21 protein-coding genes are annotated in these 24,538 nt (G+C 57.3%); 12 read left to right on the top strand and 9 right to left on the bottom strand.

From position 1 onward, the window contains the following. Positions 1–5 precede the first annotated feature (5 nt). The 3 genes from ACXKZG_RS02940 (at position 6) to ACXKZG_RS02930 (ending at position 3,913) form a co-directional block, all read left to right on the top strand. The gene (locus tag ACXKZG_RS02940) at positions 6–464 is read left to right on the top strand and encodes a DNA polymerase III subunit chi (protein WP_013203982.1); all 459 of its coding nucleotides are present in this window, start codon (positions 6–8) and stop codon (positions 462–464) included. Positions 465–469: 5 nt separating this feature from the next. After that, positions 470–3,325, top strand: coding sequence for a valine--tRNA ligase (locus tag ACXKZG_RS02935; RefSeq protein ID WP_013203983.1), 2,856 nt, complete (start codon positions 470–472; stop codon positions 3,323–3,325). An 84-nt stretch (positions 3,326–3,409) separates the two neighbouring features. After that, a complete protein-coding gene (locus tag ACXKZG_RS02930) occupies positions 3,410–3,913 on the top strand; it encodes a GNAT family N-acetyltransferase (protein WP_013203984.1) in 504 nt (167 codons plus the stop codon). A gap of 61 nt (positions 3,914–3,974) precedes the next feature. Here ACXKZG_RS02930 and miaE read toward each other — a convergent pair whose 3' ends face one another. Continuing rightward, positions 3,975–4,739, bottom strand: coding sequence for a tRNA isopentenyl-2-thiomethyl-A-37 hydroxylase MiaE (gene miaE, locus ACXKZG_RS02925; RefSeq protein ID WP_488875656.1), 765 nt, complete (start codon positions 4,737–4,739; stop codon positions 3,975–3,977). 127 nt (positions 4,740–4,866) lie between these two features. Then, positions 4,867–5,286: a ribonuclease E inhibitor RraB gene (rraB, locus tag ACXKZG_RS02920; RefSeq protein ID WP_013203986.1), complete on the bottom strand. Its 420-nt coding sequence runs from the start codon at positions 5,284–5,286 to the stop codon at positions 4,867–4,869. Positions 5,287–5,445: 159 nt separating this feature from the next. On the opposite strand from rraB, the gene argF reads away from it, so the two are divergent. The 5 genes from argF to ridA all read left to right on the top strand — a co-directional run bounded on the left by argF (position 5,446) and on the right by ridA (position 8,614). After that, positions 5,446–6,456, top strand: coding sequence for an ornithine carbamoyltransferase (gene argF, locus ACXKZG_RS02915; RefSeq protein WP_488875655.1), 1,011 nt, complete (start codon positions 5,446–5,448; stop codon positions 6,454–6,456). Between the two features lie 91 nt (positions 6,457–6,547). Further along, complete coding sequence (locus ACXKZG_RS02910; protein ID WP_167738382.1) at positions 6,548–6,700, top strand: hypothetical protein; 153 nt, start codon at positions 6,548–6,550, stop codon at positions 6,698–6,700. A 12-nt stretch (positions 6,701–6,712) separates the two neighbouring features. Continuing rightward, the gene (gene pyrB / locus ACXKZG_RS02905) at positions 6,713–7,648 is read left to right on the top strand and encodes an aspartate carbamoyltransferase (RefSeq protein WP_013203989.1); all 936 of its coding nucleotides are present in this window, start codon (positions 6,713–6,715) and stop codon (positions 7,646–7,648) included. 11 nt (positions 7,649–7,659) lie between these two features. Then, positions 7,660–8,124: an aspartate carbamoyltransferase regulatory subunit gene (gene pyrI / locus ACXKZG_RS02900; RefSeq protein ID WP_013203990.1), complete on the top strand. Its 465-nt coding sequence runs from the start codon at positions 7,660–7,662 to the stop codon at positions 8,122–8,124. Positions 8,125–8,227: 103 nt separating this feature from the next. Next, positions 8,228–8,614 carry a 2-iminobutanoate/2-iminopropanoate deaminase gene (ridA, locus tag ACXKZG_RS02895; RefSeq protein ID WP_013203991.1) on the top strand — a complete coding sequence of 129 codons (387 nt, stop codon included), beginning with the start codon at positions 8,228–8,230 and terminating at the stop codon, positions 8,612–8,614. Between the two features lie 40 nt (positions 8,615–8,654). On the opposite strand, the gene ACXKZG_RS02890 is transcribed toward ridA, so the two are convergent. Next, positions 8,655–11,045 carry a beta-N-acetylhexosaminidase gene (locus tag ACXKZG_RS02890; RefSeq protein WP_488875654.1) on the bottom strand — a complete coding sequence of 797 codons (2,391 nt, stop codon included), beginning with the start codon at positions 11,043–11,045 and terminating at the stop codon, positions 8,655–8,657. Between the two features lie 210 nt (positions 11,046–11,255). Here ACXKZG_RS02890 and ACXKZG_RS02885 point away from each other — a divergent pair, with 210 nt between their 5' ends. Next, positions 11,256–12,914 carry an alpha,alpha-phosphotrehalase gene (locus tag ACXKZG_RS02885; protein WP_151036478.1) on the top strand — a complete coding sequence of 553 codons (1,659 nt, stop codon included), beginning with the start codon at positions 11,256–11,258 and terminating at the stop codon, positions 12,912–12,914. A 36-nt stretch (positions 12,915–12,950) separates the two neighbouring features. Here the strand turns inward: ACXKZG_RS02885 and ACXKZG_RS02880 are convergent, their stop codons facing one another. The 5 genes from ACXKZG_RS02880 to ACXKZG_RS02860 form a co-directional block, all read right to left on the bottom strand. Next, positions 12,951–15,527, bottom strand: coding sequence for a DEAD/DEAH box helicase (locus ACXKZG_RS02880; RefSeq protein ID WP_488875653.1), 2,577 nt, complete (start codon positions 15,525–15,527; stop codon positions 12,951–12,953). A gap of 251 nt (positions 15,528–15,778) precedes the next feature. Beyond that, positions 15,779–17,149 (bottom strand): PTS cellobiose transporter subunit IIC, encoded by a 1,371-nt coding sequence (celB, locus tag ACXKZG_RS02875; RefSeq protein ID WP_041692435.1) that lies wholly within the window; start codon positions 17,147–17,149, stop codon positions 15,779–15,781. A gap of 28 nt (positions 17,150–17,177) precedes the next feature. Next, a complete protein-coding gene (locus ACXKZG_RS02870; protein ID WP_488875652.1) occupies positions 17,178–18,479 on the bottom strand; it encodes a 6-phospho-beta-glucosidase in 1,302 nt (433 codons plus the stop codon). Continuing rightward, the gene (locus ACXKZG_RS02865) at positions 18,472–18,795 is read right to left on the bottom strand and encodes a PTS lactose/cellobiose transporter subunit IIA (RefSeq protein WP_013203997.1); all 324 of its coding nucleotides are present in this window, start codon (positions 18,793–18,795) and stop codon (positions 18,472–18,474) included. The genes ACXKZG_RS02870 and ACXKZG_RS02865 overlap by 8 nt, the downstream gene beginning before the upstream one ends. Before the next feature lie 91 nt (positions 18,796–18,886). Beyond that, positions 18,887–19,192 carry a PTS sugar transporter subunit IIB gene (locus tag ACXKZG_RS02860; RefSeq protein WP_371732162.1) on the bottom strand — a complete coding sequence of 102 codons (306 nt, stop codon included), beginning with the start codon at positions 19,190–19,192 and terminating at the stop codon, positions 18,887–18,889. Between the two features lie 308 nt (positions 19,193–19,500). Between ACXKZG_RS02860 and ACXKZG_RS02855 the strand changes: the two genes are divergently transcribed. The 3 genes from ACXKZG_RS02855 to nrdG all read left to right on the top strand — a co-directional run bounded on the left by ACXKZG_RS02855 (position 19,501) and on the right by nrdG (position 23,452). Then, positions 19,501–20,646 carry a MurR/RpiR family transcriptional regulator gene (locus tag ACXKZG_RS02855; RefSeq protein ID WP_488875651.1) on the top strand — a complete coding sequence of 382 codons (1,146 nt, stop codon included), beginning with the start codon at positions 19,501–19,503 and terminating at the stop codon, positions 20,644–20,646. Positions 20,647–20,879: 233 nt separating this feature from the next. Continuing rightward, a complete protein-coding gene (gene nrdD, locus ACXKZG_RS02850; RefSeq protein ID WP_488875650.1) occupies positions 20,880–22,979 on the top strand; it encodes an anaerobic ribonucleoside-triphosphate reductase in 2,100 nt (699 codons plus the stop codon). Beyond that, positions 22,976–23,452 (top strand): anaerobic ribonucleoside-triphosphate reductase-activating protein, encoded by a 477-nt coding sequence (nrdG, locus tag ACXKZG_RS02845; protein WP_134822844.1) that lies wholly within the window; start codon positions 22,976–22,978, stop codon positions 23,450–23,452. Before nrdD ends, nrdG begins: the two co-directional genes overlap by 4 nt. A gap of 42 nt (positions 23,453–23,494) precedes the next feature. On the opposite strand, the gene ACXKZG_RS02840 is transcribed toward nrdG, so the two are convergent. Next, positions 23,495–24,538, bottom strand: coding sequence for a permease (locus ACXKZG_RS02840; protein ID WP_488875649.1), 1,044 nt, complete (start codon positions 24,536–24,538; stop codon positions 23,495–23,497).

Genomic DNA, 24,538 nt, shown 5'->3' with positions numbered 1-24,538 from the left:
ATCTGATGAAAAACGCAACCTTCTATCTGCTGGAAACCGACACCCCGGTTGACGGGATTAGCGCCCTTGAGGCGCTGGTCTGCGATATAGCAGAAGCGCGCTGGCGCGAGGGAAAACGCGTGTTGGTTGCCTGCGAGGATGAAGCGCAGGCCATCCGGCTGGACGAAGCTTTATGGCAACGTCCGGCCAGCGCCTTTGTGCCGCACAATCTGGCGGGCGAAGGGCCAAAATACGGTGCACCGGTTGAACTCGCCTGGCCGCAACGTCGGGGAAATTCTCCGCGCGACCTGCTGATCAGCCTGCTGCCGCACTTTGCAGATTTTGCCACCGCTTTCCATGAAGTGGTAGACTTCGTCCCTTATGAAGAATCTTTGAAACAGCTGGCGCGCGACCGCTACAAAGCGTATCGCAGCGTTGGATTCCACTTGAATACGGCAACGCCGCCCGTGCCGCCAACGACATAGTAGAAATGGAAAAGACATATAACCCGCAAGATATCGAACAGCCGCTTTACGAGCACTGGGAACAGCAGGGCTACTTTAAACCTCATGGCGATACCCGCCAGGAGAGCTTCTGCATCATGATCCCGCCGCCGAACGTCACCGGTAGCTTGCATATGGGTCACGCGTTCCAGCAAACCATCATGGATACCATGATCCGCTACCAGCGCATGCAGGGTAAAAATACCCTGTGGCAGGCAGGTACGGACCATGCCGGTATCGCCACGCAGATGGTTGTCGAGCGCAAAATCGCCGCTGAAGAAGGCAAAACGCGCAAAGACTACGGTCGCGATGCGTTCATCGAAAAAATCTGGGAATGGAAAGCAGAATCAGGCGGCACCATCACCCGCCAGATGCGCCGCCTGGGTAACTCTGTGGACTGGGAGCGTGAGCGCTTCACCATGGACGATGGCCTGTCTGACGCGGTAAAAGAAGTGTTCGTGCGCCTGTACAAAGAGAACCTGATTTACCGTGGCAAGCGCCTGGTCAACTGGGATCCAAAACTGCGCACCGCAATTTCTGACCTGGAAGTGGAAAACCGCGAGTCGAAAGGCTCGATGTGGCATATCCGCTATCCGCTGGCCGACGGCGCGAAAACCGCCGATGGCAAAGATTACCTGGTGGTCGCCACCACCCGTCCTGAGACGGTACTGGGCGACACCGGCGTTGCCGTTAACCCGGAAGATCCGCGCTACAAAGATCTGATCGGCAAATTTATCGTGCTGCCGTTTGTTAATCGTCGCATCCCAATCGTTGGCGATGAGCACGCGGACATGGAAAAAGGCACCGGCTGCGTGAAAATCACCCCGGCGCACGACTTCAATGACTATGAAGTTGGCCGTCGTCACCAGTTACCGATGATCAACATCCTGACCTTTGATGGTGATATCCGTGAGCTGGCGCAGGTGTATGACTGCAACGGCGAAGAATCTGACGTTTACAGCGCGGCTATCCCGGCAGAATTCCAGAACCTGGAACGTTTCGCGGCGCGTAAAGCGATCGTTGCTGCGGTCGACGCGCTGGGCCTGCTGGAAGAGGTGAAGCCTCACGATCTGACCGTGCCTTACGGCGACCGTGGCGGCGTGGTTATCGAACCGATGCTGACCGATCAGTGGTACGTGCGTACTGCACCGCTGGCGAAAGTCGCGGTTGAAGCGGTTGAGCAAGGCGATATCCAGTTCGTGCCTAAGCAGTACGAAAACATGTACTTCTCGTGGATGCGCGATATTCAGGACTGGTGTATTTCCCGTCAGCTGTGGTGGGGTCACCGTATCCCGGCCTGGTATGATGCGGAAGGCAACGTCTACGTCGGTCGCACCGAAGAAGAAGTGCGCAGCGAAAACAGCCTGGGTGCCGAAGTGGCGCTGAACCAGGATGAAGACGTGCTGGACACCTGGTTCTCTTCCGGCCTGTGGACCTTCTCCACCCTTGGCTGGCCTGAGAACACCGAAGCGCTGCGCACCTTCCACCCGACCAGCGTGCTGGTCAGCGGCTTCGACATCATCTTCTTCTGGATCGCCCGCATGATCATGCTGACTATGCACTTCATCAAAGATGAAGACGGCAAGCCGCAGGTTCCGTTTAAGACGGTCTATATGACCGGCCTGATCCGTGACGACGAAGGCCAGAAGATGTCCAAGTCGAAAGGCAACGTCATCGATCCGCTGGATATGGTTGACGGCATTTCGCTGGAAGACCTGCTGGAGAAGCGTACCGGCAACATGATGCAGCCGCAGCTGGCCGAGAAAATCCGCAAGCGTACAGAGAAGCAGTTCCCGAACGGCATTGAGCCACACGGGACCGATGCCCTGCGTTTCACCCTGGCGGCGCTGGCCTCAACCGGCCGTGACATCAACTGGGATATGAAGCGCCTGGAAGGCTACCGCAACTTCTGTAACAAGCTGTGGAACGCCAGCCGCTTTGTGCTGATGAACACCGAAGATCAGGATTGTGGCTTCAACGGCGGCGAAATGGAGCTGTCTCTGGCCGATCGCTGGATCATCGCTGAATTCAACCAGACGGTGAAAGCTTACCGCGACGCGCTGGATAACTATCGCTTCGATATCGCCGCCAACATTCTGTATGAATTCACCTGGAACCAGTTCTGTGACTGGTACCTGGAGCTGGCGAAACCGGTAATGACCGGCGGAACGGAAGTCCAGTTGCGCGGTACGCGTAATACGCTGGTGAACGTGCTGGAAGCCTTGCTGCGCCTGGCGCACCCAATCATTCCGTTTATCACTGAAACCATCTGGCAGCGCGTGAAAGTGCTGAAAAACATCAGCGACGACACCATCATGTTGCAGCCGATGCCCGCTTTCGATACCGCGAAGGTTGATGAAGCCGCACTGAACGATACCGAGTGGCTGAAACAGGCTATCGTTGCCATCCGTAATATTCGGGCGGAAATGAACCTGTCTCCTTCTAAAAAGCTCGATGTACTGCTGCGTGGCGCAAGCCCGGCTGTGGTGCAGCGCGTTACCGACAACCACAGCTTCCTGAAAACGCTGGCACGTCTGGACAGCATCACCTGTCTGGCCGCCGATGACAAAGGGCCGGTGTCGGTTACCAAGATCATCGACGGTGCCGAGCTGCTGATCCCAATGGCTGACCTGGTCGACAAGACCGCTGAGCTGGAGCGTCTGGCGAAGGAAGTCACCAAGCTGGACGTTGAAATCGGTAAGATTGAGAGCAAACTGTCGAACGAAGGTTTTGTGTCCCGCGCCCCTGAAGCCGTTGTGGCGAAAGAGCGTGAGCGCATTGCCGACTTTGAACAGGCTAAAGCGAAACTGATTGAACAGCAGGCGGTAATTGCCGCACTGTAAAGTGCAACGGGCGTCCAGCCAGTTGCCCACCGATCAGAGCCGGGCTTGCCCGGCTTTTTTGGCATGGTTAAACGAGTGAGTCTTATGACAACTGCAACGCAGCTCAATTTACACGTGCGTCCCATCACGCTGGACGATAACCCGCAGATTGCGCAGGTCATCCGCGATGTCTCCGCCGAATTTGGCCTGACGGCCGATAAAGGCTTCACCGTGGCGGACCCGAACCTCGACCATCTATTTGAGCTCTACAGCGAGCCTGACAGCGCCTACTGGGTAATTGAGCTGGAAGGTAAGATTGTTGGCGGCGGTGGCGTAGCGCCGCTGCAGTGCAGCGAGGAAGGGGTTTGCGAACTGCAGAAGATGTACTTTATGCCTGCGGTGCGCGGTTTGGGGCTGGCACGCGAGCTGGCGATGCAGGCGATGGACTTTGCGCGCGAGCGCGGCTTCAAACGTTGCTACCTTGAAACCACGGCTTCACTGACGCGTGCCGTGCGTCTGTATGAGCATCTGGGCTTTGAACATATCCCAGGCCCGATGGGCTGCACCGGCCACGTTGACTGCGAAGTCACCATGCTAAAAACGCTGTGATTTGAACCGGACGGAACTCCCCTTCCGTCCCGATCCCTTCCTGGCTCAACCTTCTTTTCGGCTAGCCGAAATCCGGCAATCCACTGTGGAATCGCAGCTGGCTGTCCAGTTCCTGGATCAACTTCGCTTCCGTCTCGCCAATGATCTGCACGCGCGCACTGATATCGGTTTTCGATATCTCGGCTGCCAGCGCCAGGTAATCCTGATAGTGTCGGGCTTCTGAGCGCAATAACGATACGTAAAACGACGCCAGCTCGTCATCCAGATGCGGCGCCAGGCTGGCGAACCGTTCGCAGGAACGCGCTTCGATGTAGGCGCCACAAATCAGCTTATCCACCAGCGTCTGCGGTTCATGATTGGTGATTTCCCGCAGCAGGCCTTTGGCATAGCGGCTGGCGGTGATTTTTACATAGGGAATATTGCGCGCCTGCATAATCTCCAGCACCTGATAAAAGTGGTGCAGCTCCTCTTTGATCAGTAGCACCATCTTATCCACCAGCACATCGCCATATTTCGCGTCGACGCGGCTGATCACCGTCTTCGATAAGGTTTTATGCTGCTCGAGAAACGCCAGGTCAGCGTTCTCACAATGCACAAACTGTTCCCACGGCTTCAGCCAGGCCAGCAGCGCATCGCCGCTCTCTTTGTCCGCGACATATCTGCGGATCAGCCACATGGCGGTCTGCGCCGCTTTCAGTTCGCACACCAGATGGTCGGTGAGCAGCAGCGGCAGGTTCTCCGGCTTACGGGCCTGCTCAATCCATGCCTGCGGCGTGCGGCAATGCAAAAAAGCGTGAATGGGAGCAAGGAGGTGTTCAGTGTTCATGCGGGTCCGAAAAGTGGTGAAGGTGAACCGGCGTTCCCTTCATAAAAGTCGATGGCAGCGCAATTCTGCCCGGTCAGAAATAAACAGGCCCGGAGCAATGTCCGGGCCTGATAACGCTTAAGCTGAATCAGTGACGGATGCCGTCATCTTCTTCATCGGCTTCGTCGCCTTCTTCATCTTCGTCCTGCGCATCAGGATCTTCGAAGTAGGTGCCCCAGCCATCGTAATCAACGTTGAACTTCGCCGCCAGATCGACCAGCTGTTCAACCTGCGTATCAATCAGTTCGGCATTCAGCGCGCCTTCGCTCAGAATATCGCAGCACATTACTTTGCTGCCATCTTCCAGTTCCAGCTCTTCTGGCTCGGTCACTTCGTAACCCAGCTTAAAGGCTTCAACCGCCGCTTTTTCCAGCGCGTCAAAACTGTCGCAAGAGAGGTGGTGTTCGATGGTGTAAAGCGCGTCCGGGTCGCTGCCATCGTCTAACAGCTCTTCAATAATCAGCCGCGTTTCTTCACGCTGCTCTTCCAGCAAGGCTTCATTTGCCATGATCCGTTCCTCTGTGTGTGGCATCTATAATGAGTATTTTCCCACAGTGCCGTTCCCGCCACTACCTTTAAACAAAAGTTTCTGCACGCCGGGGTTGAAAATGCATATTCATACGGTTAAATTGAATTTTAATTCAATAATTGTCACCTGGAGTGCTTTATGAGTCATTTATATAAACGCCATTTTCTCAGGCTGCTGGATTTTACCCCCGCTGAACTGACCGGATTACTGGCGCTGGCGTCCACGCTGAAAACCGATAAGAAAAATGGCGAGGAAATTCAGCACCTGAAAGGCAAAAATATTGCGCTCATCTTCGAAAAAGACTCGACCCGTACACGATGCTCTTTCGAAGTTGCCGCTTACGATCAGGGCGCAAACGTCACCTATCTCGGCCCGAGTGGCAGCCAGATCGGCCATAAAGAATCGATGAAAGACACGGCGCGCGTGCTGGGCCGGATGTATGACGGTATTCAGTATCGCGGTCACGGCCAGGCGCTGGTCGAGTCGCTGGCGGAACATGCCGGCGTCCCGGTATGGAACGGCCTGACCAACGAGTTCCACCCGACCCAGCTGCTGGCAGACCTGCTGACCATGGAAGAGCACCTGCCGGAGAAAGCCTTCAGCCAGATGGCCCTCGCCTATGTCGGCGACGCGCATAACAATATGGGCAATACCCTGCTGGAAGCCGCCGCGCTGGTCGGGTTGGATTTGCGTCTGGTGGCACCAAAAGGCTGCTGGCCGGATGAGGCGCTGGTCGCCGAGTGCCGTAAGGCGGCAGAGAAAACCGGCGGCAAAATCACCCTGACCGAAGATATTGCGGAAGGCGTGAACGGCGCAGATTTCATCTACACTGATGTCTGGGTGTCGATGGGCGAACCGAAAGAAGTGTGGCAGGAACGTATCGCGCTGCTGCGCAAATACCAGGTCAACAATGAGATGCTGGCGCTGACCGGCAACCCAAAAGTGAAGTTCCTGCACTGCCTGCCAGCTTTCCACGACGACCAGACCACGCTGGGCCAGCAGATGGCCGAGCAATACAATCTGCAGGGCGGCATGGAAGTGACCAACGACGTGTTTGAATCCGCGCACAGCGTGGTGTTTGATCAGGCGGAAAACCGTCTGCACACCATTAAGGCGGTGATGGTCGCGACGCTGGCAAAACTGCATTAAGTTGCCAGGGGCAAACGGTTTCGGCGCTGCGGTTTTTGCTTGCCGCAGCGAGCCGATTGCGTATAATGCCCCCCGTTTGCCGGGAGGAAGCATGAAACTGAGTCGCGTTAACATTGCTGGACTGACAAGCCTGAACCCAGGCTGGCAGCGCCGTTTTTCCTTCCATGGCACCACCGATCATAAAAAGAAGCCCCTCATTGAGGGGCTTTTTTTTGCCCGTTTTTCAGCTAACCGGCACGCGTAAAGGAGAGAGATAATGGCAAACCCGTTGTTTCACAAGCATATCATTTCAATTAACGACCTCAACCGTGAAGAGCTGGAGCTGGTGCTGCACACCGCCGCCAGCCTGAAGGCCACGCCGCAGCCGGAACTGCTGAAGCATATCGTGGTGGCGAGCTGCTTCTTTGAAGCCTCCACCCGCACGCGCCTCTCCTTCGAGACCGCCATGCACCGCCTGGGCGCGTCGGTGGTCGGCTTCGCCGATGGCAGCAACACCTCACTGGGCAAGAAAGGCGAAACCCTCGCCGACACCATCTCGGTGATTGGCACTTACGTCGATGCGATTGTGATGCGCCATCCGCAGGAAGGTGCCGCGCGCCTGGCAACGGAATTCTCCAACGGGGTGCCGATCCTGAATGCCGGTGACGGCGCGAATCAGCACCCGACGCAGACCCTGCTGGATCTGTTCACCATTCAGGAAACCCAGGGCCGTCTGAACAACCTGAAGGTGGCAATGGTCGGCGACCTGAAATATGGCCGTACCGTGCACTCGCTGGCACAGGCGCTGGCGAAGTTCGACGGCAACCGTTTCTACTTTATCGCCCCGGATGCGCTGGCGATGCCGGCTTACATCACCGATGTGCTGGACGAAAAAGGCATTGTCTGGAGCCGCCACGACAGCATTGAAGAAGTAGTGCCGCAGGTCGACATTCTGTATATGACCCGCGTGCAGAAAGAGCGTCTGGACCCGTCTGAGTACGCCAACGTCAAAGCGCAGTTTGTGCTGCGTGCGGCTGACCTCGCCGGTGCCCGCGACAATATGAAAGTGCTGCACCCGCTGCCGCGCATCGACGAGATCACCACCGATGTCGACAAAACGCCGTATGCCTGGTACTTCCAGCAGGCGGGAAATGGCATCTATGCACGCCAGGCGCTTCTGGCGCTGGTGCTGAGTAGCGAACTGGCTCTGTAAGGGGAATTGAGATGACGCACGATAATAAACTGCAGGTCGAAGCGATAAAACGCGGCACGGTAATCGACCACATTCCGGCACAGATTGGCTTTAAGCTGCTGTCGCTGTTCCGCCTGACCGAAACCGATCAGCGCATCACCATCGGTCTGAACCTGCCGTCTGGCGAGATGGGCCGCAAAGATTTGATCAAGATTGAGAACACCTTCCTGACCGACGATCAGATCAACCAGCTGGCGGTCTATGCCCCGCACGCTACGGTTAACCGCATCGATAATTATGAAGTGGTCGGCAAAATTGCGCCGGCGCTGCCGGATCGTATCGAGCACGTGCTGACCTGCCCGAATAGCAACTGTATCAGCCGCAGCGAGCCGGTCACCTCCAGCTTCGCGGTGAAAAAACGTCAGGATGACGTGCGCTTAACCTGCAAATATTGCGAGAAGTCGTTCGCCCACCACGTGGTGCTGGCAAACTGGTAATCAGCATCCAGCGGCCTATAATGGGCCGCGGGTGAACGCCAAACCCGGCCGGAGCGACCGCCGTTGCTCCGCTAACGCAGCATCTCATTATCAGGGAGAAAGTATGTCTCGCGAAATCAGCACTGAAAACGCACCCGCCGCTATCGGTCCTTACGTGCAGGGCGTCGATCTGGGTAGCATGATCATCACTTCTGGCCAGATCCCGGTCGATCCTAAAACCGGCACCGTGGCCGACGACGTGACCGCTCAGGCACGCCAGTCGCTGGAAAACGTGAAGGCGATCGTCGAAGCCGCCGGTCTGAAAGTCGGTGACATCGTTAAAACCACGGTGTTCGTCAAGGATCTGAATGACTTCGCGACGGTGAATGCCGCGTATGAAGCGTTTTTCACCGAGCATCAGGCCAGCTTCCCGGCGCGTTCTTGCGTGGAAGTGGCCCGTCTGCCAAAAGATGTGAAAATCGAAATCGAAGCGATCGCCGTTCGTCGCTAACCGGTTCACCCTCTCCCCGCCGCGGGAGAGGGTTTTCGTCCTACCGTTCCGCCCGCAATAACTGCTCAATCGGATAGACCAGCGCCAGCACCACTTCATCCTGGGTGGCCGCCGCTTTATCCAGCGTCGCCTGCATTTTCGCCACTTCATCCGACCCAAACGCCCGGTTATCCTCAATGGCATCCAGCAATGACAGGCCGATGCGGCTTATCGCTTCAAGCTGCTGCGCCACCGGCTGAAGCGGCTGTAGCGCATAATTTTGCGCCAGCAGCGGCATTACCTCCGGCACGTTTTGCTGCCACAGGCGCAGCTGATGACGTATAGCCTGCAGTGCCTGGCGGTCGCTCCGGTTGGCAATCAATGCCCCGACCTGCTGGTTAAGCTCGCGCACCTTATCGCTCTCAGCGGGTAACACATCGGCAAGCCGGTTTAGCGGTTCGTTCAGGTCATAATGTCCGGCCTGGAATTTCAGGTGCTGACGGGTGTAATACTGGGCCGGCTCCAGCGCTTGCGCGAAGATTTGCAGCGGCACGGTATTGCTGCTGTTCGCCAGCCGGATCATCTGGGTCTGCGTCTGTGCATGCTGTTGCAAACCCACCGAGATGGCTGACCAGCTGTCCACCGCCGCCAGCCGCCGGTACATGTTCTGCTCATTGGTCACATCCTTCGCCGACCACAGGCGCTCCGCGACGACATAGGCGCGCGGCCACAGGCGCACATCAATCACCTGCGGATTGACGATTTCTGCCCACAGCGCCGCTTCGCCGCCCAGCAGGTTATCTTTCATCTGCTGCTCACTGGGTACCGCAGGCTGGATGCCGGTCGGCACCGCATTCAGCTTAGTGCCCTGAGCAGGATAGCGGGCGTTGCCCACCCGCATATAGCCGCTGAGCCTGTCGCCATCCAGTGAGACCACCGGCCGGAAGTCCCCCATCCAGGTATCCACGCTGAAAGTCACCTGATGCGGTGACAGCCACTCGACGTCGCGCACCATCCGCCGCGATTTCCCGGCAAAATCGATAAAGCCGCGCCATTCGCCGCCATGCTCGATAAGCGTAAAGCTGCCCTTCACCGCGCTGCCTTTCAGCCTTGGCATGCTGAACTGCCAGCTCTGAGCGGTATCGCCCTGCTGCAGCCGATCGTGCCCGTCCAGGCCCACGGGATAGACTTCGTTGCGGTAGTGATAAGAGGCCGGCTGCGCCTGATCCAGATAGAAACCGGCGGAGAGAATGCCGTGATAATCCTGCTTGCTGACCTCGCCCAACGCATCCTGCCCCTGCCAGGATTGGATCAGAATGCTTTTCGGCAGATCCGGATGGGCGATCTCATCCCAGCCCATCATCTGGCGATGATGCTGCTCAAGGATCTTCTCCACCCGCTGGTTGAAATACGCCTGCAGCGCATGCTCATCCTTCAGCCCTTTTTCCCGCATGAAGTCCTGAACAGGTTTGGATTCCTTCCACTGCGTGGCATCGACTTCGTCGCCACCGATATGCAGCCACGGATCCGGGAACACCGCCGCCACTTCGCCGACCAGGGTGTCGATGAACTGATAAACCTGCTCGTTGCTGGGATCGAGCAGCGGTTTGAACACGCCCCAGCCACGTTCGATCTGATACGGCCCCGGCGCGCTGATCAATTCGGGCATCGCCACCGCCAGCGCCGTCGCATGACCCGGAAGATCGATCTCCGGCACCACACGCACGCCACGATCCGCTGCGTACTGCACGATCGATCTCATCTGATCCTGAGTGTAGAACAGGCCGTCACTGCCCTTTTCCTGCAGCTTTGGATAATGACTGGAGGCGAATCGCCAACCCTGATCGTCGGTCAGGTGCCAGTGGAAGACGTTCATTCTGGCCGAGGCAATGCCATCAATCTGGCGGCGAAGTGTGTCGAGCGGCATAAAATGACGGGCGGAATCGATCAGGATGCCACGCCAGGGAAAGCGCGGGCTGTCGTGGATAGTGACATAAGGGATCTCGCTAGCCTGCCGGGTGTTCTGCACCAGTTGCAGCACGGTTTCCATGCCACGCATCGCACCAAAACGCGTGGCGGCATTCAGCACCACGCCGTCACCGCTGACATGCAGGCTGTAGCTTTCATCGCTGTCCGGCTGCGGGATCGGATCGACGCGTTTGGCGATGATAATGCGGATGGTCGGCTGCGCCACCTCGCCGATTTGCGGCATCATCTGCCAGCCGGTTTGCAGGCCAATACGCTGACGCCAGCGATCTACCGATCCCGGCAGATCGTCGCCCTCAATGCGGATCGAAAGCCGGTTATCCAGCCGCAAACTGCCGCCGCTGGCGGGCTGCTCAACCTGTTGTGGCCAGGGCATCAACGGCAGGTTGCCAGCGGGGGTTGCCTGAGCATAGAGTGAGACAAACAGGGCGCTGGCAAGTAACGACAAACGCAAAAACTGAGGCATCAAAAGGTCTCCATAAGTATGACGGGCCAAAAAAGGCAAAAAACCCATAAAACATATTTCGCAATGCGCAGCAAGTGAGTTGTGACTAATCCCCCAGGCACTGTCTTGTTTTGTGACGCCTTGCCAGATAATGGCTAATCTTAGGGAATAAGAACGGATTACAGCAATCAACACAGCCAGACCCTTTCACCTGAGAATCAGGATTGAGCGATGACCAAAATTCCCCCGTGGTGGCAAAACGGCGTTATTTATCAAATTTATCCCAAGAGTTTTCAGGACACGACCGGCAGCGGAACGGGCGATCTGGCAGGCGTGATCCTGCGGCTCGACTATTTAAAACAGCTCGGCGTGGATGCAATCTGGCTGACGCCGTTCTATATCTCCCCGCAGGTCGACAACGGCTATGACGTGGCGAACTATATCGCCATCGATCCGATCTTTGGCACCCTGAACGACTTCGACAGGCTGGTCGAAGAGACGCATCGGCGCGGCATGCGCATTATTCTGGATATGGTGTTTAACCACAGTTCGACCCAGCATCACTGGTTCCATGAGGCGCTGGATCGCGAGAGTCCCTATCGTTCCTATTATATCTGGCGTGACGGCACGCCAACTCAGCCGCCGAACAACTGGCTGTCGAAGTTTGGTGGCAACGCCTGGCGCTGGCACCCGGAAAGCGCCCAGTACTATATGCACCTGTGGGCACCGGAGCAGGCCGAGCTTAACTGGGAGAATGACAATCTGCGCGCCGAGCTAAAGCAGATCGTCAACTTCTGGGCCGATCGCGGTATCGACGGGCTGCGGCTGGATGTGGTGAACCTGGTGTCCAAGCATCAGGATTTCCCGGACGATCCCGGTGGCGACGGGCTGCGGCTGTATACCGATGGTCCGCGCATCCATGAGTTTATGCAGGAAATGAGCCGCGACGTGTTCCGCCCGCGTGAGCTGATGACCGTGGGCGAGATGTCTTCCGCCACCCTTGAGCACTGCCAGCGCTATGGCGCACTGGATGGCGAAGAGCTGTCGATGGTATTCAGCTTCGATCACGTTGAGGTGGATTTTTACAACGGCCAGAAATGGACGCTGACGCCGCTGGATCTGGTGGCGCAAAAGGCGATCTTCAGCCACTGGCAGCATGGCATGCACAATCAGGCGTGGAACGCGCTGTTCTGGTGTAACCACGATCAGCCACGGGTGGTGTCGCGCTGGGGAGACGAAGATCGCTACCGCGTGCAGTCGGCCAAAATGCTGGCGCTGGTGCTGCACGGGATGCAGGGCACGCCCTATATCTTCCAGGGTGAAGAGCTGGGGATGACCAATCCGCACTTCACCCGCATCATCGATTACCGCGATATCGAAAGCCACAATATGTACGCCGAGCTGCGCTCTCAGGGTCGTGACAGCGATAACCTGCTGGCGATTCTGGCCAGTAAATCCCGCGATAACGGCCGCACGCCAATCCCCTGGAACGCGGGCGAGAATGGCGGCTTCACCAGCGGCACGCCGTGGATCGGTATGTGCGACAACCTGGAAACGATCAACGCCGAGGCGGCACTGGCCGACAAGGGATCGGTGTTTTACACCTATCAGCGGTTGATCCAGCTGCGCAAAGAGTTCGCGATCCTCACCTGGGGCGATTATCTCGATCTGCTGCCGGATCATCCTTATCTGTGGTGTTACTGCCGACGTATGGACAACGAGACGCTGGTGGTGGCAACCAACTTCAGTGCCGAAACCCAGGTCTGGCACCCACCGGCCTACAGCGGTCAGTGGGACGTGCTGATCAGCAACTATCCCGATACCCACGTCACGCCCGGTGAAGTGATGCTGCGCCCGTGGGAAGCGGTCTGGTGGTATCAGAAGCGCTGATTGCGCCTGCCGGCAATCGACCGCAGAGACGAAACGTCAGAGCGGCGCAAACAGCGTCGCCAGATCGTCACTGGTGAAGCTGGCGGGTTCGCTCAGTTCATCCTCAAGGATGCTGTCGGCCAGTTCGGCTTTCTGCCCCTGCAGCGCGACGATCTTCTCTTCAATGCTGCCCGCGGCAATCAGTTTATAGACGAACACCGGCTTGTCCTGACCGAGGCGATACGCGCGGTCGGTGGCCTGATTCTCTGCCGCCGGATTCCACCAGGGATCGTAATGGATCACCGTGTCCGCCGCGGTGAGATTGAGCCCCACACCACCGGCCTTCAGGCTGATCAAAAATACCGGGACCTCACCTTCCTGGAAACGCCTCACCGGCTCAATACGATCCCGCGTGCTGCCGGTCAGCGTCACAAACGGAATGCGGGCTTTTTGCAGCTCTTCCGCGATCAATGACAGCATGGTGGTGAACTGCGAGAAGATCAGGATCCGGCGATCCTCCGCCAGCAGATCGTCCAGCATCTCCCGCAGCAGCGCCAGCTTGGCGGAATGCTTCACCTTCGCGGCCTTATCGGTTTTGACCAGCCGCGGATCGCAGCATATCTGTCGCAGCTTGAGTAACGCATCCAGCACCAGCAGATGGCTGCGCCCGGCGCCTTGCTGCTCGACCGCCAGCCGCACACGATCCTGCATCGCACTGCGCACGGATTCGTACAGCTCGCGCTGGCTGCCTTCCATCTCGACCGAACGCACGATGGTGTTCTTCGGCGGCAGCTCTTTTGCCACTTCCTGCTTGCGTCGGCGCAGCATAAACGGCCTGACGCGTCGCGCTAACAGCTCTCTGCGCACCCGGTCACCGTTGCGCTCAATCGGCACGCGCCAGTCCTGCGTAAACTGCTTTTCGCTGCCGAGGAAGCCCGGCAGCAGGAAATCGAACTGTGACCACAGCTCGCCGAGGTGGTTTTCCAGCGGCGTACCGGTCAGGCACAAGCGGTGGCGGGATTTCAGCGAGCGGATCACCGACGCCGCGCGTGAGGCGCTGTTCTTGACGTACTGCGCTTCATCGAGGATCAGCAGATGATAGCTGTGGCCAATCAGCTGCGGCTGGTCACGCCATAACAGGGAATAGGTGGTCAGCACCACATCGTACTTTTCGATGTCATCATAAAAGGCTTTGCGATCCGGCCCGGTCAGCGCCAGCACCTTCAGCTCTGGCGTAAAGCGGCTGGCTTCCTGCGTCCAGTTATAGACCAGCGTGGTCGGCACCACGATCAGCGCCGGACGGTCCAGCCTGCCTGCCTCTTTTTCCAGCTGAAGATGTGCCAGCGTCTGCACGGTCTTGCCCAGTCCCATATCATCCGCCAGCACGCCGGAGAGGTCATGGGCGCGCAGGAACTGCATCCAGTTCAGCCCTTGCTGCTGATAATCACGCAGCTGGGCATGCAGCCCTTTTGGTGGCTCAACCGGCAGGATGCCTTCGCTGGACCTCAGGCGTTCCGCCAGCTGACAGACACCGCTGTCGCCGTGAAACTGCCAGCGACCGGTGTCATTCAGCGCGGTTAAGCGCCCTGCCTCGTAAGGCGCAATCCGCAGCGGCGTATGGGCCCCTAACGCAAACAGATCGATAAGATTGCCGACCAGCGGCTTCATGATGCTGGCGCTGATATGCAGACGTTCGTTGCGATCGCTTCGGAGTTCGATCACTTCCTCGTCGGGGATTTGATTGAGGTTGCCGGAGAACCAGCGGCGATCTTTCTGGAACAGCGCCGACAGTAACGGCTGCATCCGCACCTGGCGTTTGCCGACGTTGACTTCCAGCTCAAGGTTGAACCAGCCGTCCTGTCCCTGCACCGCTTTACCTTCGATGCCGGCAATGTCGGTGACGTTCCAGGTGAAGTCATCGTCCATGCTGACCTTCCAGCCGCGCTTGCGCAGTTTCGGCAGCTGTTTGCGGATAAACGTCCGCCACGCAGCCGGGGTTTCCGGGGCAAAGATCACCGGTGGCAATGGCGTGGATTCAGGCGTGTAGATGTGCCCGGCCGGGATGGTTTCCAGCCCGGCGGCATTCAGCTCCTGCAACCAGCTCTCCTCCAGCGCCGGCTGACGCTGAATCAAAAAAGGCGCGCCCTGACGGTCTTCAAAGCGTTCACCGCTGCTGCCCGCCGGGACGGCGATGCCCGAGTAGTCAAAATGCACCGCAGCGAAGTCCAGCTTCTTCTGCCGGTGGCCATAGCGACCAAAGCCACTGACAAATTTTGCGCGTGATTCAAGCCGCAGCGTTGGCACTGGCGTGGTGGAGATTCGGTGTAATGTGGGTTCTTCTGGCGCTTTCTCAGGCTGCTGTTGCAGATAAGCCAGCATCACCGCCGCAACATGGCGGCAGTTGTTTTTTACCGGACAGGTGCATTCGCCATTGGCCAGCAGCTTGCCCTGCGGCGTGCTGAAATGCACCATCACCTGGAAGGGTTCGATTTTTCTGCCCGGCACTTCGCCGGTCAGCAGGTTGTTTTGCCACTGAATATTCTGCGCTTTTTCCACCAGGCTTCTTCCCCTGGCAACGGTGCGCGCACCGATCCATCGGCTAACCTGTTTTTCATTGTACGTCACAGAAGGCATCAGACAGTATCCCGGGATGACCTGAGCAAAGACATGTTTGCTCCGCATAACAGGCAATAATATGAATTCCTCTGCTATGAATGCAACTGAAGCGCGTCATTCAGGCGCCAAAAAATACTTTCAGCTGCGATGTTGCCCGTTCTCCGGCCAAAGTTTCAGCGCCGTGGGCGCTGACAACCCGCACGCCACCACCCAGGCACAATGCGGGTGGTAGCGTGCTGAGGTAAAAAGACTGAAGTCGATTAACGCACTTACACGGCGGGCTGTGAAGCGGCGGCGGCTTCCACACTTTGCTGCCTGGCCTGTAGCTCCTCACGGGCTTTCAGGTTGTCCCACGCGCGGAAGAACGGGTAATAGACCACCAGCGAGATCCCAAGATTCACCACCTGTAGAATGGTTCCGGAAATGTGCCCACCGGTTGCCAGATAGCCGCTAACGAAGATCGGCGTGGTGAACGGCAGCGCAATCCCGGCGGGCGGTGCCACCAGCCCGGTAGACATTGAGAAATAGGAAACCAGCACCAGCAGCACCGGCGTCAGGATGAACGGCAGGAAGAAGTACGGGTTCATCACCAGCGGAATGCCAAACACCATCGGTTCGCTGATATTAAACAGCGCGCCCGGTGCGGCGATTTTACCCAGCTGGCGCATCTGTGCGCTGCGGCTGCTGACAACCATAAAGATCACCAGTCCCAGCAACGCCCCGGTCCCGCCCGGCGCGATCCACAGGTCGTAAAACTGCTGGGTAATAATGTGCGGGATCGGCAGGTTATGCTGAAACGCGTTCAGGTTTTCGGTCATATTAGACAGCCACACCGGCTGAATAAACACCAGCACGATGGCATCGCCATGCAGCCCCAACGTCCACAACACGCCAATCAGGATCACCGAGAAAATCATCCCCGGCAGCGTGCCGCCGACATGATGCATCGGAATGCCGATGATGGTGGCGATCATGTTATTTACGTCACCAAAGGAGGAGGCTTCCACCGCCAGCCTGATCGCCAGCACCACCGCCAGTACGCAGAAGCCGGGAACCAGCGCCAGGAACGATTTGGCCACCGCTGGCGGCACCCCTTCCGGCATGCGGATCACCAGATTTCGCCCGCTGACAAAGCGGTAAATTTCGGTGGAGAGTAACGAGATAATGATCGCCACAAACAGCCCCTGACTGCCCACCAGGTTAACCGGGATCACGCCATCAATCACTTTCTGCGCCGCGCCTTCTACTGGCGCAAACAAAGTGTGCTGCGGGATGGTCATCATAAAGGCCACCAGCGACATCGCACCGCTGGTGAGGGGATCGATGGTGCGGTATTTTTCCGCCAGCCGGTAAGCGATGCCGAAGCTGGAGAGGATCGCCATGATGTCGTAAGTGGCTTTCACCGGATACAACAGCTTGTCCCGCCAGCTATCGCCAAACAGGTCAGCCATCAGATGCCCCCAGGCGGGGATCGGTAGATAGGCAAATATCAGGAAGAAAGAGCCTATCAGCATAAACGGCATATTCAAAATGATGCCGTCACGCACCGACAGCACATGCTTTTGCCCGGCGACTTTCAGCGCTACGGGCAGGACATAACGCTCAATGAATGTTTTTTTCACGGTCACAGACACCCCCATCACCGGTTCGTCGCCGGTGTTTTTCACATCAGTTAAATTGCGGCAGATACGGTTTGTTTAGCGTCAGCACATCTTCCAGCAACGCTTCAGCACTGGCGAGATTTCCAATCAGTGGATTGGTTACCAGCGCCAGCAGCGCGCTCTGACGATCGCCTTTGACCGCGGCTTCGATGGTCAGCCTTTCAAAGTCTTTGACCTGTTGCGTCAGGCCATTCATGGCCGGCGGCAGGCGGCCAAACGCCAGCGGATGCGCGCCCTGGGCGTCAATCAGGCAGTTGGTTTCAACCACCGCATCATCCGCCAGTCCCTGAATCGCCCCGTTATTGCGGCAGTTCACCACCAGCTCTTTGCCGGCGTTGGTATAGATTGCGCTGATAAGTTCCACGGCCACTTCCGAATAGTGCGCGCCGCCACGGAAGCTAAGCTGCTCGGGCTTGGTGTCCAGCTGCGGATCGGCATACAGCGCAAAGAGCTCGGCTTCGACTTTCATCACCTGTTCGGCTCGGGTACCGCGAGATTTTGCTGCCTCAACTTCTTCTTCGATCATCGCGGCGGTTTGATAAAAGTAGCGATGGTAAGGACAGGGAATTGCGCCCAGCGCTTTCAGGAACGCCGGCGGCCACGGTAAATCCTTGATGTTGTTCATCGACAGGGCGTTGCCATCACACAGCAGGTCGATCGCCTTCGCCGTCAGGTCTTCACCCAACCGGCTGACCTTGTGCACCCAGACCATATGATTCAGCCCGGCAAAGCGCAGCGACAGCTCCTGATAAGGCACGGCAAGCATATCGGCAATCATGTGGTGCATGGTGATAGGCACGTTGCACAGGCCGATGATTTTTGCCCGGCTGTAGCGAGACACGGCTTCGGTAACAATCCCCGCCGGGTTGGTGAAGTTGATGATAAAGGCGTCCGGCGCCAGCTCTTCCACCTTGCGCGCCACGTTCAGCATGACCGGAATGGTCCGCAGCGCTTTGGCAAAGCCGCCAACGCCGGTGGTTTCCTGTCCCAGCAAACCATATTTCAGCCCCAACCGTTCGTCGGCCGCGCGGGCGGCTAACTGCCCAACCCGCAGCTGCGTCAGCACAAAGCTGGCACCCCGGATGGCGTCATCCAGCTCGAAGTGAACGCTGACGTTGACCTGCTCCAGCCCTTTGTGCCTGAGCATCCGGCGGGCGAGTGCGGCGATCGCTTCCACCTTCTCGCGCCCGGCTTCCACATCCACCAGCGCCAGTTCGGTGATTGGCAGCTGTTGATAGCGCTGGATCAGACCTTCCATCAATTCGGGCGTATAGCTGCTGCCACCGCCAACGACTGCGATCTTAAGCATGACTGACCTCCTGCGGTAAACGGCGATAGAGGGTGATGAAATCCGTCGCCAGATCCTGGATCAGCATCGCATTCATCAGGTGATCCTGAGCGTGGACGGTGATTAAGGTCACCGGCACTTTGCCGCAGCCTTCATCCATGCCGATCAGTTCGGTCTGGATGTGGTGGGCTTCGTTGACCGACTCTTTGGCGGCCGCCATCGCGAGATCGGCGGCGATAAAATCCCCGCTTCGGGCATTTTGCAGAGCGCAAAGCGCATGGCTTCGGGCGCTTCCAGCCCTGACCAGCAACTCCATGATCAGATTTTCCAGTGACATAAAAATTCCTCTTTGACGAAAAAAAAGTGCAGTAAGCCGCACGCTGCAAAGGCAGCGCGTAACAGCGATAAATAAAAAGGGAAGTGAGGGATTAGGCTCCCATCAGCGCCAGAGCTTTATCCAGTACGTTGTCACCGCGCATCATGCCGTAATCCAGCATATCGATAACGGCGACCTGCTTGCCCTGTGGAGCAGCCAGCGCCTGAAGTCGTGCGGCTTCATACTGAACCTGCGGGCCGAGCAGAACGATATCCGCGCCAGCCAGTTCCTGTTCGAAACTGGCCACCGGGACGGCTTCGATATCAATCTGCAGCGCGCGCTTTTGCGCTTCGGCTTTCATCTTAGTGACCAGCATGCTGGTGGACATTCCAGCGGCACAACACAATACGATTCGCATCAGCTTTCCTCCTGTGATGGCGTGGAAGAATATAAGCCTGAAGCCGATCGTTCTGTAAATACCCCCGGGACATAGGATTTGCTGATGTTTTTTGAAAGCCGTTAATAATCATCAGGATAGAATAAATGCTTTATGAAAATAATTTTCATGAATGTGATCTGGATAGATTTTCACAGATCGCGATCGGAGTGGGTATATTTAATAATCGATAAAAATCATTACCTTAATTGAAAAACCCTCCCTTTCACGCTAAAAACCCCCTTGTGAAAAAGTTTTTCATTAGCATATGATGGTAAAACAGTTCTCTGGTGATAAACGTCAAAGGCATAACGGTTCTGGATATTCTCTGGCAGTTGCAAACAGCACAGGCTCGCTTTCCCGCCCCACAGTCGCGGGTCGCGCGCTTTGTGCTGGATAACTTAACGTTTACTTCTCAGGCCAGTATTGAACAGCTGGCCACGAAGGCAGGGGTCAGTGCTGAGACGCTGACGGCTTTCGCACGCTCGGTAGGATGCAAAGATTTGAATGATTTTATGGCGCAGTTGCGGGCCCTGAACAGCAAACAGGTCGACGAGAATAGCGTTGCGCCTGCCGTCACCGGGGATATCGATTTTTCGACCACCACCGCGCTGGAGAAGCTCGCCGCTAAGGCCGGCATCGGCCCGGATATGCTCAAGCGGTTTGCGCGCTCGATTGGCCGGGAAGACTTCAGCGATATTCTGTTCCAGATCCGCCGCCGCCTGAACGAGCTGAGCCAGCAGGAAGCGAAGGTTGCCCGTGCGGTGCTGGAAGATGTCGACTTCGCCTCGTCCGCCTCGATTGAACAGCTTGCGACCCGCTCCGGCGTCAGCCCGGCGACGATCACGCGCTTTGCCAAATCGGTGGGCTGTGAAGATATCCGTGAGCTGAGGATGAAGCTGGCTCAGGCCAGCACCAGCCATTCACGCTATCTGCCGGCCAGAGAGGCCACTAATCTGCCTGCCGCATGGCAGCAGACGCTTGCAGGCGTTGAGCAGGCGCTGCAAACGCAGCTGCAAACCAGCGATACCCACGCCTTCAGCCTGGCCGCTGCCTGTCTTAAAAAAGCCCGCAGCGTGACGCTATTTGCGATGGGCAATCAGGATGCGCCGTTTGCCAGTGAGCTGCAGCATCGTCTGCTGGAAGCGGGCATCATGACCACCCTTTGCCAGGAAAGTAATCTGATGCGGATGACGGCCGCCACGCTAAGCGACGATCACGCGCTGCTGGTGCTGACCACCGATGAAGCCGATATCATGCTGCAAGCGGCGGTGTTACAGGCGCGCGAGCACGGTTTGCCGATCGTCACCCTTGCTCCAGCCTCCAGCCCGCTGGCGGCAATGTCACAGCATCTGATTGCCCTGCCTGCCGGGCAAAAACTGGCGCGTTATGGTGTGTTAATGGCGATTGATTTACTGCTGGCGGAGTGGCAATAAACCGGCTGACATCCCGCTAACGTCTCCCTGCATCAGGCATGGTCCGCGCCCCTTTCCGGGACGCTAACCGTGCGTTCTTAAGACTTTGCTGAACACTTGCGCCAGGTCAACAAACTGGCAGTTAAACTCCAAAAATCACTACATATAGCGTTTATCATGCCTGCTTAAATCCATATATAGATTTTTGCGAGGGATGATACGTGGTGAGGGTGATTAAACGTGATGGCTGCAGTATGCCGTTTGATGCAACGCGCATCGGCGATGCAATCAAAGGCGCGGCGCACGCGGCAGGGATTGAGGATCAGGAATATTGCGCTGAGGTAACGGTGCAGATTTGCCAGCAGCTTCAGCAACAGGACTGTCTGGATATTCATGATATCCAGCGCGCGGTTGAAAACCAGCTGATGGCCGGGCGCTATCCCGAACTGGCCCGGACCTACATCGAATATCGCCACGATCGCGACATCGCCCGCGAACTGCGGGGCAAACTGAATACCGCCATTCGCGGCCTGGTTGAGCAAAGTAACCCCGCCCTGTTGAACGAAAACGCCAACAAAGACAGCAAGGTGATCCCAACGCAGCGCGATCTGCTGGCGGGGATCGTGGCTAAGCATTATGCCTCACAGCATATTTTGCCGCGAGATGTGGTGATGGCGCATGAACGTGGCGAACTCCATTACCATGACCTGGATTACTCGCCGTTCTTTCCGATGTTCAACTGTATGCTGATCGACCTGAAAGGGATGCTGACGCACGGCTTTAAGATGGGCAATGCCGAGATTGAACCCCCAAAATCCATTTCCACCGCGACAGCCGTTACGGCGCAAATCATCGCGCAGGTTGCCAGCCATATTTACGGCGGCACCACCATCAACCGCATTGATGAAGTGCTGGCGCCGTTTGTCGAGGCCAGCCAGGCTAAGCACCTGAAAACCGCACAACAGTGGCAGATCGCCGATGCCGAAGCCTATGCCCGCGACCGTACCGAAAAAGAGTGTTATGACGCTTTTCAGTCGCTTGAGTACGAAGTGAATACCCTGCATACCGCTAACGGTCAGACGCCTTTTGTCACCTTTGGTTTTGGCCTTGGTACCTGTTGGTCGGCGCGATTGGTGCAGCAATCCATTTTGCGCAATCGCATCGCCGGTTTAGGTAAAAACCGTAAAACCGCGGTGTTCCCAAAACTGGTGTTCGCCATCAAAGAAGGCCTTAACCGCCGCGCCGGTGACGTCAATTACGATATCAAACAGCTGGCCCTTGAGTGCGCCAGTAAGCGCATGTACCCGGATATTCTCAACTATGAGCAGGTGGTCAGCGTCACCGGTTCCTTCAAGACCCCCATGGGCTGCCGCAGCTTCCTCGGAACCTGGGAAGAGAACGGTGAACTGGTGCATGAAGGCCGCAATAATATCGGCGTCATCAGCCTGAATCTGCCGCGCATCGCGCTTGAAGCCAAAGGCAACGAACAGCACTTCTGGACGCTGCTCGACCAGCGTCTGGCGCTGGCGAAAAAAGCGCTGATGACCCGCATCGCCAGGCTGGCGAACGTCAAAGCCCGCGTCGCACCCATTCTGTATATGGAAGGCGCCTGTGGCGTCCGGTTGAATGCCGACGATGACGTGGCGGAGATCTTCAAACATGGCCGCGCCTCCATTTCGCTGGGTTATATCGGGCTGCACGAAACCATTAACGCATTGAGCGGCGGCGAAACGCATCTCTACGACGATCAACAGCTGCGGGACAAAGCGGTGGCGATTGTCAGCCATTTGCGTCAGGCCACCGATCGCTGGAAAGCCGAAACCGGTTACGGCTTCAGTCTGTACAGCACGCCGAGTGAGAACCTGTGCGATCGCTTCTGCCGTCTGGATGCTGCAGAGTTTGGCGTGGTGCCTGGCGTCACCGACAAAGGCTATTACACCAACAGCTTCCACCTCGACGTGGAGAAAAAGGTGAACCCCTACGACAAGATTGACTTCGAAGCGGCCTACCCGCCGGTCGCCAATGGCGGCTTCATCTGTTACGGCGAATATCCCAATATTCAGCACAACCTGAAAGCGCTGGAAGACGTCTGGGATTACAGCTACAGCCGCGTGCCCTATTACGGTACCAACACGCCAATTGATGAATGCTATGCGTGCGGCTTTACCGGCGAATTCTCCTGTACCAGCAAGGGGTTTACCTGCCCGAAATGCGGCAATCACGATGCGGCCAGAGTGTCGGTTACCCGTCGCGTTTGCGGTTATCTTGGCAGCCCGGACGCCCGTCCGTTTAATGCCGGAAAACAGGAAGAGGTGAAGCGACGCGTTAAGCACTTGAATGGCCCGTTGGGGTGAATATCCATCAGTATTACCCGGTCGACATCATTAACGGGCCGGGCACGCGTTGCACGCTGTTTGTTGCCGGGTGCGAGCATCAGTGCAAGGGTTGCTATAACAAAAGTACCTGGCGGCTCACTTCCGGCCATCCTTTCACCGTGCAGCAGGAAGAGCAGCTGATTGCTGACCTGAACGATACGCGCATTCCCCGCCAGGGGTTATCCCTGTCGGGAGGCGATCCCTTGCATCCGGCTAACGTCGCGGATGTGCTGAGGCTGGTGAAGCGCGTGCGTCGTGATTGCCCGGGCAAGGATATCTGGCTGTGGACCGGTTACCTGCTGGCTGAGCTGACCGCCAGGCAAAAGCAGGTCGTTGAGCAGATTGATGTGTTAATCGATGGGAAGTTTATCGCGGCTTTAAAAGACCCGGCACTGCTGTGGCGTGGCAGCAATAATCAGGTCATTCACTACCTGCGGAAAGCCGATGGCTAAGCCCGTTATTCTGGCGGGCTGACATCGAACGCTCGTATCGTGCTAAAGCAGTAACAGACTCAGCCCGCCAACCAGCATTCCGCTTAATGCCACCAGCGCGCCGGTAAGCCACAACGAACGGGCCGGCAGCGCGCCATGCAGCATCAGCAGCGACGGCACGCTCACCGCAGGCAAGGTCATCAACAGCGCCAGCGCCGGTGCCATCCCCATGCCAGCCAGCATCATGGTCTGAACAATCGGGATTTCTGCCGCCGTTGGGATCACAAACAGGCAACCGGCAATCGCCATCGCCACCACCCAGAACAGCGTATTGCTGACCAGGCCATCCGCATGAGGGAACAGCCAGACTCGCGCCGCGCCGAGCAGGAGCACCGCGAGGATATACAGCGGGATGGTATTCCAGAACAGCGTCCACAGCGCGCGAAACCAGCGTCGCAAAAACGGCGTGTTATCGGTTTTAGGCCTCAGCGGAACCACGTTAGACACCTGCGCGTCTGGCGTCATTTTTTGTACCAGCCGCGCAATGCCCAACACCATCAGCAGCCCGGCCACCAGCCGGATTGCCGCAAACTGCCAGCCCAGCACAAATCCCATAAATACCAGCGTGGCCGGGTTCAGGATCGGATTACCCAACCAGAACGCCAGCGTTCCCCCTACCGAGGCTGAAGATTTCCGCAGCCCTGCGGCAACCGGCGCGGCACAGCAGGTACACATCATGCCTGGCAGGGAAAGCAGTGTGCCAAACAGCGTGCCGGAAAAACGGGGCTGCCCTAACGTGCGTAATAACCAGTTTCTCGGGATCAGTACCTGTACCAGAGAACCGAGGATCACGCCCAGCACGGCGGCTTTCCATACCGCAAGAAAATAGAGCTGCGCGTAGTCCCAGGCGGCCTGTAAAGGATGCTCGCTGGGGTTGGCCAACAGGGATTTACCGATGCTGTGCGTATCCGCCGCGAGGAAGGCTTTCAGGTAATAAGGCTGCCACTTGACGACCCACAGCCCGATGACCACCACAGCCAAAAACAGCAGCGGTTTCCACCTGGCAAACACAGGAAGAGCAAGGCGTGACGAGGTTATATGGGACAT

This window comes from Erwinia sp. 2186, from assembly GCF_057812255.1.
The sequence above is the reverse complement of the archived record's forward strand: the minus strand, read 5'-3'. Positions and strand labels throughout refer to the sequence as shown.

Excerpts from the sequence above, each read along its gene's own strand:
- ACXKZG_RS02940 (WP_013203982.1), top strand. The coding sequence starts at position 6 with ATGAAAAACGCAACCTTCTATCTGCTGGAAACCGACACCCCGGTTGAC.
- ACXKZG_RS02935 (WP_013203983.1), top strand. The coding sequence starts at position 470 with ATGGAAAAGACATATAACCCGCAAGATATCGAACAGCCGCTTTACGAG.
- ACXKZG_RS02930 (WP_013203984.1), top strand. The coding sequence starts at position 3,410 with ATGACAACTGCAACGCAGCTCAATTTACACGTGCGTCCCATCACGCTG.
- miaE (WP_488875656.1), bottom strand. The coding sequence starts at position 4,739 with ATGAACACTGAACACCTCCTTGCTCCCATTCACGCTTTTTTGCATTGC.
- rraB (WP_013203986.1), bottom strand. The coding sequence starts at position 5,286 with ATGGCAAATGAAGCCTTGCTGGAAGAGCAGCGTGAAGAAACGCGGCTG.
- argF (WP_488875655.1), top strand. The coding sequence starts at position 5,446 with ATGAGTCATTTATATAAACGCCATTTTCTCAGGCTGCTGGATTTTACC.
- ACXKZG_RS02910 (WP_167738382.1), top strand. The coding sequence starts at position 6,548 with ATGAAACTGAGTCGCGTTAACATTGCTGGACTGACAAGCCTGAACCCA.
- pyrB (WP_013203989.1), top strand. The coding sequence starts at position 6,713 with ATGGCAAACCCGTTGTTTCACAAGCATATCATTTCAATTAACGACCTC.
- pyrI (WP_013203990.1), top strand. The coding sequence starts at position 7,660 with ATGACGCACGATAATAAACTGCAGGTCGAAGCGATAAAACGCGGCACG.
- ridA (WP_013203991.1), top strand. The coding sequence starts at position 8,228 with ATGTCTCGCGAAATCAGCACTGAAAACGCACCCGCCGCTATCGGTCCT.
- ACXKZG_RS02890 (WP_488875654.1), bottom strand. The coding sequence starts at position 11,045 with ATGCCTCAGTTTTTGCGTTTGTCGTTACTTGCCAGCGCCCTGTTTGTC.
- ACXKZG_RS02885 (WP_151036478.1), top strand. The coding sequence starts at position 11,256 with ATGACCAAAATTCCCCCGTGGTGGCAAAACGGCGTTATTTATCAAATT.
- ACXKZG_RS02880 (WP_488875653.1), bottom strand. The coding sequence starts at position 15,527 with ATGCCTTCTGTGACGTACAATGAAAAACAGGTTAGCCGATGGATCGGT.
- celB (WP_041692435.1), bottom strand. The coding sequence starts at position 17,149 with ATGGGGGTGTCTGTGACCGTGAAAAAAACATTCATTGAGCGTTATGTC.
- ACXKZG_RS02870 (WP_488875652.1), bottom strand. The coding sequence starts at position 18,479 with ATGCTTAAGATCGCAGTCGTTGGCGGTGGCAGCAGCTATACGCCCGAA.
- ACXKZG_RS02865 (WP_013203997.1), bottom strand. The coding sequence starts at position 18,795 with ATGTCACTGGAAAATCTGATCATGGAGTTGCTGGTCAGGGCTGGAAGC.
- ACXKZG_RS02860 (WP_371732162.1), bottom strand. The coding sequence starts at position 19,192 with ATGCGAATCGTATTGTGTTGTGCCGCTGGAATGTCCACCAGCATGCTG.
- nrdD (WP_488875650.1), top strand. The coding sequence starts at position 20,880 with ATGCCGTTTGATGCAACGCGCATCGGCGATGCAATCAAAGGCGCGGCG.
- ACXKZG_RS02840 (WP_488875649.1), bottom strand. The coding sequence starts at position 24,538 with ATGTCCCATATAACCTCGTCACGCCTTGCTCTTCCTGTGTTTGCCAGG.